General features: G+C 66.5%; 2 protein-coding genes. Both read left to right on the top strand.

Translation table 11 applies throughout. The features are described from left to right. Positions 1 to 1,432 (top strand): ATP-binding protein (locus EOA24_RS34575; protein ID WP_133374778.1); only part of this gene is annotated, 1,432 nt, incomplete at its 5' end. After that, positions 1,429 to 2,364, top strand: a 936-nt coding sequence (locus tag EOA24_RS34580; protein WP_133374779.1) for a sigma-54 dependent transcriptional regulator, incomplete at its 3' end; no start/stop codon positions are given. The genes EOA24_RS34575 and EOA24_RS34580, both read left to right, overlap by 4 nt.

The raw sequence follows: 2,364 nt of genomic DNA on the forward strand, positions 1-2,364 counted from the left end.
CTACAGTTTCCGCGCCTATTTCTCAGGCGCGATGCAGACCGGCACCGCCGAATATTTCGCGCTCGGCAATGTCAGCAAACGTCCCGGGCTCTACATCTCGCGGCGCGTCGACGGCGCCTCGGGGCCTCTCGGCGTCGTCGTGGTCAAGATGGAGTTCGACCAGCTCGAAGCCGACTGGCACGAAGCGAACCGGCCGGCCTTTGTCAGCGACGCGCATGGCGTGGTGCTGATCACGAGCGTCCCCTCCTGGCGCTTCCTGACGACGGAGCCGCTTAGCCGGCCGGTGCTCGCCGAGATCCGCGCCAGCCAGCAATTCGGCGACGTGCCGCTGGTGCCTTTGCCGATCACGAGACCGGAGGCGCTGAGCTCCGATGTCGCGCTGGTCCATGCCATCACGCCTGGAGGCAGCGATGCGGAATATCTGCGGCTCTCGACCGCTGTGCCGTCGACACCGTGGCAGCTCGACTATCTTGTTCCAGCCGAAGCGCCGATCGCCGCCGCGCAGCGCGAAATGCGGCTCCTGGCGCTGGGCGTCCTTGTGCCGCTCATCGCCTTGGCCGCCTATCTGCTTTGGCGCCGGCAGTCCGCCCAGATGCGGATCGCCGCCGAACAGGCCGCGCGCGCCGAGCTGGAGCGGCGCGTCGTCGAGCGCACGCAGGATCTCAGCCTGGCGCGCGACCGGCTGCAGGCCGAGATCGCCGACCATCGCAGCACCGAGGTGAGGCTGCAGGTCATGCAGCAGGAGCTGGTGCAGGCCAACCGGCTTGCCACGCTTGGCCAGGTCGCGGCCGGCGTCGCGCATGAGATCAACCAGCCGGTGGCGACGATCCGCGCCTATGCCGACAATGCGCGCGTGTTCCTCGAGCGCAAGCAAAGCGCCTCAGCCGAGGAGAATCTTGGCGCCATCGCCGCGCTGACCGAGCGCATCGGAGCCATCACGGAGGAGCTGAAAGCCTTTGCCCGCAAGGGCCGCACCGCCGCCGAGCCCGTCGAATTGCGCAGCGTGATCGAGGGCGCAGTCGTGCTGCTCAGGAGCCGCTTCGCCGGCCGGCTGGATGCTCTGGCGATCACGCTGCCGCCGACGGCGCTAAAAGTAATGGGCAATCGGCTGCGGCTGGAACAGGTGTTGATCAATCTGTTCCAGAACGCGCTGGAGGCGCTCGATGGCCGTGATGGCGCAAGGGTCGAAGTCTCCGCCGCCGAAACCGGCGAAGACGTGGCGCTGGTCGTTTCCGACAACGGACCTGGTATCCCACCCGCGATCCTGAAATCACTGTTCACGCCCTTCAACACCTCGAAGGAGAAAGGCCTTGGGCTCGGCCTGGTCATCTCCAAGGACATCGTCGCCGACTATGGCGGGCGCATCGAGGTTTCGAGCAGCGACCAGGGCACACGCTTCACCATCCATCTGTCGAAAGCCGGCGCAGCATGACGAAGCACAACCCAGCAACGGTGATCCTGATCGACGACGACAGCGACCTGCTCAAGGCGACAAGGCAGACGCTGGAGCTTGCCGGCTTTGCTGTGTCGGCCTATTCGGTGGCGAGCGAAGCGCTGGCGACGCTCGACAGGAATTTCGCCGGCGTGGTTGTCTCGGACATCCGCATGCCGGAGATCGACGGGCTGCAGCTTTTCGGCCGCGTCTTGCATCTCGACCCAGATATTCCCGTGATCCTGGTCACGGGGCACGGCGACATCGCCATGGCCGTCAAGGCGATCAAGGACGGCGCCTACGACTTCATCACCAAGCCTTTCGCCACTGAGCGGCTGGCGCAGAGCGTTGCCCGCGCCGCCGAAAAACGCCGGCTGGTGATGGAGAACCGCGCCTTGCGCGAAGCGGCCGAGCAGGCGCAGGAGGGCTTGCCGCTGATCGGACAGACGCCGGCGATGGAGCGGCTGCGCCGTACGCTCAGGCAGATCGCCGACACCGATGTCGACGTGCTGGTGACCGGCGAGACCGGCTCCGGCAAGGAGGTGGTGGCGAACCTGCTGCATCGCTGGAGCCGCCGTGCCAATGGCAATTTCGTCGCGCTCAATTGCGGCACGCTGCCGGAGACGGTCATCGAAAGCGAGCTGTTCGGACACGAGGCCGGCGCCTTCACCGGCGCGCAGAAGAAGCGCGTCGGCCGTATCGAGCATTCGAGCGGCGGCACGCTCTTCCTCGACGAGATCGAAAGCATGCCGGCCGCGACGCAGGTGCAGATGCTGCGCGTGCTCGAAATGCGCGAGGTGACGCCGCTCGGCACCAACGAAGTCAGGCCGGTCGACCTGCGCGTCGTCGCCGCCGCCAAGGTCGACCTCGGCAATGCCAGCCAGCGCGGCGCTTTCCGCGAGGACCTCTATTACCGGCTCAATGTGGTGACG

Origin of the sequence: Mesorhizobium sp. M2A.F.Ca.ET.039.01.1.1, assembly GCF_003998035.1 — a bacterium.
In the GTDB taxonomy this organism is placed as follows: Bacteria; Pseudomonadota; Alphaproteobacteria; order Rhizobiales; family Rhizobiaceae; genus Mesorhizobium.